The organism is Parafrankia colletiae (genome assembly GCF_001854655.1).
GTDB classification, from domain to species: Bacteria; Actinomycetota; Actinomycetes; order Frankiales; family Frankiaceae; genus Parafrankia; species Parafrankia colletiae.
The window spans coordinates 1-6983 of sequence record NZ_MBLM01000043.1; the positions used below are offsets into that span (position 1 = coordinate 1).

Sequence of the window (6983 nt, forward strand, 5' to 3'; positions counted from 1 at the left end):
GCCAGGTCTTCAAGCTCCTGGAACGGAAGGAAGGATCAGCTGCCACGGCGTCCCGGGAACCCCACGCGGCTTGACAAGACATAGCAGCCTCGGGGCCACTTGAAGCGGCCGGCAACAAAAGCCAGATCGCGGGGAGGAGACGAAGACATCCGAGGACGGAGGAGCCCGCACCGTGCGCACCGCCGACCGCCGCGGCCCCGACGAGTTCGAGAAAAGGTCGCCTGATCTGAGGATCGCGGCCGTGGCCGCGGAGCGCGAACGGGCCACTGTCATAAGAATCAGGCGGAACGCGCGGTCCGTACCTCGCGACTGTCCGGAGGACGTCCGATGATCCGATGAGCAAGCCACCACCGCCGGGCTCGGTCAGTGCCCCGCCGCCGGCCCCCGGCCGGCAGATGTGGCCGTTGTACGCGGCCGGCTTCACGACCGCGTTCGGCGCGCACGGCATCGCGGCCAACCTCGGCGGCTTCACCGACGACGCGGTGACCTCCCTGCTGGTGCTGGGGGCGCTGCTCGCGCTCTACGACGGCGCGGAGGTCGTCCTCAAACCGCTGTTCGGCACCCTCGCCGACCGCATCGGTGCCCGACCGGTGCTACTGGGCGGTCTGGTCGCCTTCGCGCTCGCCTTCGCGCTCGCGTCCGCTCTCTACGCGATCGCCGGCAGCCCGGGCTGGCTGTGGGCGGCGCGCCTCGGTCAGGGCGCCGCCGCGTCGGCCTTCTCACCGTCGGCGCTGGTCGCCCGGCTCAACCCGGCGGCCCGGCACGGCCGGGCGTTCGGCGGCTACGGCTTCTACAAGTCCATCGGCTACACCCTCGGCCCGCTGCTCGGCGGCGTGCTGGTGTGGGCGGGCGGCCTGCGGCTGCTGTTCGTCGTGCTGGCCGTGCTCGCGGCCGCGGTCGCGGTCTGGGCCGCGATCACCGTCCCGGCGGTCCCGCCGCTGCCCCGGGCCCGCCAGACCGTCGTCGATCTGGCCCGGCGGGTCTCGGACCCGGTCTTCCTCGGGCCGACCGCGGCCCTCGCCGCGGCGACGGCCGCGTTGTCGGTCGGTGTCGGTTTCCTCCCCGTCACCGGTGCCGACGCCGGGCTCGGCACCGTCGCCACCGGGGCCGCGGTCTCCGTCCTCGCCGCCTGCGCCGCGTTCGTCCAGCCCCGAACCGGCCGGGCGTTGGACGCCGGACGTCTCACCAGCCGCACCGGTCTGACCGCCGGCCTGCTGGTCACCGCGGCCGGCCTGGGCTGCGCCACGCTTCCCGGCCTCGTCGGCCTGCTCACCGCGGCGACGCTGATCGGCGTCGGAACCGGCCTGATCACCCCGCTCGGCTTCGCCGCGCTCGCGAAGTCCACCCCCGCCGACCGCCTCGGCCAGACGATGGGGACGGCGGAGCTGGGACGCGAGCTCGGTGACGCCGGCGGCCCCCTGATCGTCGGCGCGGTGGCGGCACTCGCGACCCTGGCCTTCGGCTACGCGGCCCTCGCCGTTCTGATCGCCGCCGGCACCCTGATCACCCTGGCCAGGAACCGCGCCCCGGCACGACTCCCGGACCCCGCCGCGGACGCCGGCCTTCAAGATCACAGTCAACCGTCAGTGACAGGACCGCCCGAACCGACCCCACCCGCCTGACTCGACCCACCGCCCGGTTCGGCCGAACGGTCTCGTTCAGCCGAACCGTCCGAAGCAGCCGAACCGTCCGAACCGGCGGGAACGCCTGGTTCGGCCGGGCGGTCAGGGGCTGGCCGCAGGCGGCGGAAGGTGTAGCGGGCGGCCGCACTGAACAGAGTCACCGCCCGCATGACGGCCGGATCGACCCGTTTGAGGGAATACGTCCACCGGACGGCGAAGAAGCCGAGCAGGGCTCCTTCGTCCGGCATCGGCAGCACCAGCGCCGACCCGATCTTCAGGGAACGCACCCGCTCACTCGGGATCAGCGGCGTGCCGGCAGGATCCGGGACGAAGGTCGGGGTCCGCAGGCGGGACAACGCCTGGAGCGCGGCGTTGTCGTCGGCGTTGGCCCGCGCGCCGATCTGCATCAGCGGTTCGACGCCGGGGGCCACCGACGATCCGGCGGCTCGGAACACCGCCGCGCCCGGCAGTGGCGCCAGCATCACCGCGACGGCGTCCGCCCGGGTGAGGGAGCGGACCACGTCCGCTGCCAGGGTCGCCGCGGCAGGCAGGTCGTCGGGACGCCAGTACTGGTCAAGGCGGGTGAGACCGCTGGTGACCTCCTCGCCCAACACGCGGTCGCGGCGGGCCCCGCACAGCCGCATCGTCTGGGCGGCGAGCTGGCGCAGCCCGCGACGCTGGCTCGGGCCGAGCCGGCGGGGTGTCCGGTCGCTGACGATCAGCGCGCCGAGCACATGCCCTTCGGATGTCTGGAGCGGCACCGCGTGGAAGAACCGCGCCGCGGGCTCCACGCCGGCCAGGCCCACATGGGCGAAGCGCACATCACGGGTGGCGTCGAAGATCTCCAGATCCTCCCCGGCGGAGACCGTGTAGGACGCCACACCGACCCGGGCGGCCAACTCGGTGATCTTCAGGCCGTGGGAGGCCTTGAACCATTCCCGATCGTGGTCGACGAGCGCGAGGTGGGCGTAGGAGCAGTCGGTGACCTGGGCCGCGAGCGCCACGATCTCGTTGAACTCGGGCTCCGGGTCAGTGTCGAGCAGGCGGTAGCCACGTAGCTCGGCCAGGCGGGCGTCCTCGCCCGGAGGCACGGGCGCCCGCAGCCCGCTGGCCGCCCAGCGATCGGTGATCCAGCGCGTGTCCTCCGACTCCGTCTCCTCCACCGTGGCGTCGGTCTGGTGGGCCGGAGAACCGGCATCCCCCAGCTGGGCCGGTCCGGCGGGCCGGGCGTGGGCGTCGACGGGGCGGTCCGCGGGCTCCGCCCTCCCCTTGGCCGGCACCGCCGCCAGACCGATCGCCGCGGCGGGACGGCCACCGTGCGCGGACGGCGGGCCGTCGCGCGTGACCGGCCGCCCGTTCGGGGCGACACCTCGACCGTTCGAGGCGACAGGCGGGCCGTTCGAGCTGACAGAGCGGCCGTTCGAGCTGGTAAAGCGGCCGTTCGAGGCGGCGCCCCGGCCGTTCGCCGCGACGGCTGGCGGCGGCACGGATCGGCTGTCGACCACGGCGAGATGACCGTCTCGGCTGGGGCCTCGGGTCAGACATCCCATGTTCTTTGATGTCAAGCGGCGATCTGTTCAGTGACCGCGGCTACTTGACAACACAGGGGCGTCAGTGCCCTCTGCCGTTCCCCGCTCCGCGCTGTCGGCCGGCGGGTCCGGCCGCTCCGGCATCTGGGTGATGACACCGGCTACCCGGCTCTGGTGAAGTTTGTCCATTCAGCCCTCGCCATGGGCTCGACGCACGAAAAGGCCGTCGAGGAGGACACTGACGATCCGTTGTAACGCCGTACCGTGGTCGGCGCCGGTCGGCACAGCATCAGCGCGGGTATTGAGCATGGCCATGATCAGCGCAAGATCGGCCGGCTCGAGGTCGGGACGCAGCTCGCCCTCCTCCTGCGCACGGCGGAACGCCGGATCAAGGATCTCGATCAACGTTTCGGYATGCTGCTGCTGCTCCCGAAGCGGCAGCTCCAGCATGAGCGCAACCAGCGGGCGCATGGACACCTGAGTCGACAGCACCCACATGAGAATATCCCGGAAGGACCAACGATCGTCCCCTTCCAGGCAGACAACCTCTTGCAGCGCCGTGAGGTTCTGCGCCGCGACGGCGACGGCGAGCGCATATCTGTCCGCGAAGTGGCGGTAGACGGTAGCTCGCCCCAGCCCCGCGCGGCGCGCGATCTCGTCCAGTGGCACGACGTCGGAGCCGTCCGTGAACGCTCCTTCGGCCACCCGGAGGATCGTCTCTCTGTTCCGGCGGGCGTCGTGACGCCGCGGCGTCAGCACCGGCGTCCTCGCTGCGGTAACACACGTTCACAGTACTCATCTACTCCAGCCGTCGTTTGTGATCAGTTGAGCTGGTGGCGTCGGTAGTGGCTGGTGCAGGCATTGGCTTGGTGGCAGTGTCGCCATCGGGACCATCGCAGGACGTGGTCGAGTGCGGTGGCTGGCCGGCTGATGATCGCGTTGAACAGTCTCCGGGTCTCGTTGACGGTGATCGGTAGCAGGCTGTCGTCATCGGTGGGCTGGTCGCGCTGGTCAGGGGCGGTGATGGTCAGGAACGCGTGGGCGAGCCCGACCGCACCCGCCGCCGTGTCGCCGCGGCGGCGGGTGCGGTCGCATGAGTCCCCACAAACCCGCGATGATCACCGGTGGCCGTTCCGCGTCCTGGCATCGACACACGGCCATGCCGACTCGGCCACCCACCATCAACCCACCCAGATCGAGTGATCGCAAAACGACGGCTGCCGTACTAACCGAGATCCGCATCCCCTATCTAATCTCGGATCGTTTCCCTACACTCCGGGCCCACGCAAAGAATGCGCAGGGGTCGACAAGGAGACAGGAGCATCCGCATGATGGCACGAAAGGTGGCTACCGGTATTGCCGTCGTCGTATTATCGGCAGCGGGCACCGGGCTGGCCGCGCTTTCCTCGGTTACGGCCGCCGCACCCGCCGCCGCTGCCGTTACCGCCGCCACGTCTACATGCCCGACAGAGCGGTGGGTTGCCAGTTGGACGGCCAGCCCCACCGACGGGTCCTCGTTCGTCGACCCGTCCCTCGGGCTCATACCGGAACGACTGACGAAACAGACGCTCCGGATGGTGATCACACCCCATCTGAGTGGAACGTCCGCCCGGGTTCATCTGAGTAACCGCTTCGGCACCAGCCCACTTACCTTCGCCCATGTCACCGCCGCGCCCCAGCGGGACGGGGCCGCGATCGGAACGCCGGTACCGGTGACGTTCAACGGCACGGCGTCCGTCACCGCGYCGCCCGGCCAGGATGTCGTCAGCGACCCGGTGCCGTTGACCGTCCAGGCGTTCACACCACTGGCGATCAGCATGTACCTGCCGGCCACCACCAGCCCGCCGACCAGGCACTGGAACGCGAACGCGACCTCCTACTACACGCTGCCCGGCGCCGGCGACCTCACGACGCTGACCAGCGGCTTCCCCTTCTTCAACAAGACCCTCAGCTGGTTCTACGTCAACGGCCTCGACGTCCTGGCCCAGGCGCGTTCGGTGGTCGCGTTCGGCGACTCCATCACCGACGGGTTCGTCGGCGGAAGCCCCGTCAGCATCCCGGCGGACAGAAGCGTCGCGGACAAGAACGGCCGCTACCCCGACTACCTGCAGCGCAGGGTGACCGCCGCCGGCCTGGCCGTCTCGGTGGTCAACGCCGGCATCGGCTCCAACCAGCTGACCGGCAGCCTGGGCCTCATCACCGGACCCAGCGGGCTGTCCCGCTTCCAGACCGACGCCCTGGCCACCGCCGGCATCTCCGGTGTCCTCGTCCTGGAAGGCATCAACGACCTCGGGCTGGGTAACGGCGTCACACCGCAGCAGATCCAGAACGGATACACCCAGCTGATCAACCAGACTCACCAGGCCGGCCTGAGGATCTGGCTCGGAACGATCACGCCCGCGGCGAACGCGATCGTCGACGGAAGCTTCCTCGCGCCGAACAGTGAGAACTACCGGCAGCAGATCAACACCTGGATTCGAAACCAGACACTCGCCGACGGTATCGTCGACTTCGACACGGCGCTGCGTGACCCAGCCCATCCTTCTCAGCTTCTGCCCGTCTACGCCTCTCCGGACAATCTCCACCCCAGCCTCACCGGCTACCAGAAGATGGCGGACACCGTGCCGCTCGACCTGCTCGCGGCCACCGGCTGCCTCTAGTACTCCAGTGACAGTGGCCGGCGTGTGGTCTCTGGAGTGGGCGACGGCGTGGCGTCCGAATGGGTGCGGCCACCGTGTGATTCTTCGTAGTTTGTGAGAACCAACAAAGAATCCGCGGTGGCCGCGAAGGCGAGTGTATCCGGGTTGGACGTGGTGGTGTGGGAGGCGGGTTTGGAGGAGTTGCTGGCGCGGATCGATCCGTGTTTCGGGTCGGAGCAGCCGCGGGTGCAGGCGCGGGCGTATGTSGCCGGGTTGTTGTCTCGGACGGAACGGAAGAACGGATGGACCCTTGCGGAGTTCACCGGTCAGGCGGGTCCGCAGAAGATGCAGCGGCTGCTGAACGGGTACGTGTGGAACGCTGATCGGGTGCGGGACGTCGTCGCGTCGTATGTGATCGAGAACCTGGCCGAGCCGGGTGGTGTCCTCGTGGTCGACGAGACGGGGTTCGTGAAGAAGGGAACTCTCTCGGCGGGGGTGCAGCGGCAGTACTCGGGCACGGCGGGTCGGATCGAGAACTGCCAGATCGGTGTGTTTGCCGCCTATGTCTCCGGGCGGGGGCGTGCGCTGGTCGACCGGGAGCTCTACCTTCCCGCGAGCTGGACCGAGGACCGGGACCGGTGCGCCGAGGCGGGGGTGCCCCGGCGGCGGGGGTTCGCGACGAARCCGCTGCTGGCCCTGGACATGATCCGCCGGTTCTGGGTGTCGCACCGGGAGTTGAGCTGGGTCGCCGGTGACGAGGTGTACGGCGCGGACGCGGAGCTGCGGGACTGGCTGGAGGAGCATCGGGTCAGCTATGTGCTGGCGGTCGCGTGCGACACCATGGTGACCACCGCGGTCGGCCGGCGGCGGGTCGATACCCTCGCCGGGCTGGTTCCCGCCGGAGCGTGGGAGGCGTATTCCAGTGCGGATGGCGCGAAAGGCCCTCGGTTGTATGACTGGGCGCTGGTCGACACCACGGAGCTCGCCGGGCCGGAGAACCGTGYCCTGCAGGTTCTGGTCCGCCGTTCCCGTGGGGAGAAGAAGGAGCTGGCGTTCTATGTCACGCACAGCCAGTGGCCGGTTCCGCTCGCCGTTCTGGTCACGGTCGCGGGACGCCGTTGGGGAATAGAGGAGTGTTTCCAGGCGGCGAAGAACGAGATCGGCCTCGACCATTTTCAGGTCCGGATGTACCA

5 protein-coding genes are annotated in these 6983 nt (G+C 69.8%); 3 read left to right on the forward strand and 2 right to left on the reverse strand.

What is annotated here, in order from left to right; all coding sequences use genetic code 11:
- Positions 1–395 precede the first annotated feature (395 nt).
- Positions 396–1622 carry an MFS transporter gene (locus tag CC117_RS06865; RefSeq protein ID WP_084131667.1) on the forward strand — a complete coding sequence of 409 codons (1227 nt, stop codon included), beginning with the start codon at positions 396–398 and terminating at the stop codon, positions 1620–1622.
- Here CC117_RS06865 and CC117_RS06870 read toward each other — a convergent pair.
- Entirely contained in the window at positions 1577–3127 is a 1551-nt protein-coding gene (locus tag CC117_RS06870) for a GAF domain-containing protein (protein WP_071082914.1), read from the reverse strand. The genes CC117_RS06865 and CC117_RS06870 overlap by 46 nt on opposite strands.
- A gap of 213 nt (positions 3128–3340) precedes the next feature.
- Entirely contained in the window at positions 3341–3910 is a 570-nt protein-coding gene (locus tag CC117_RS06875; RefSeq protein WP_241829888.1) for a TetR/AcrR family transcriptional regulator, read from the reverse strand.
- A 569-nt stretch (positions 3911–4479) separates the two neighbouring features.
- Between CC117_RS06875 and CC117_RS06885 the strand changes: the two genes are divergently transcribed.
- The gene (locus CC117_RS06885; RefSeq protein WP_071082916.1) at positions 4480–5811 is read left to right on the forward strand and encodes a GDSL-type esterase/lipase family protein; all 1332 of its coding nucleotides are present in this window, start codon (positions 4480–4482) and stop codon (positions 5809–5811) included.
- Positions 5812–5961: 150 nt separating this feature from the next.
- The coding region (locus CC117_RS06890; RefSeq protein WP_071082917.1) for an IS701 family transposase at positions 5962–6983 on the forward strand (1022 nt) is incomplete at its 3' end.

Coding starts and splice junctions, on each gene's coding strand:
- CC117_RS06865 (WP_084131667.1), top strand. CDS start 396: ATGTGGCCGTTGTACGCGGCCGGCTTCACGACCGCGTTCGGCGCGCAC.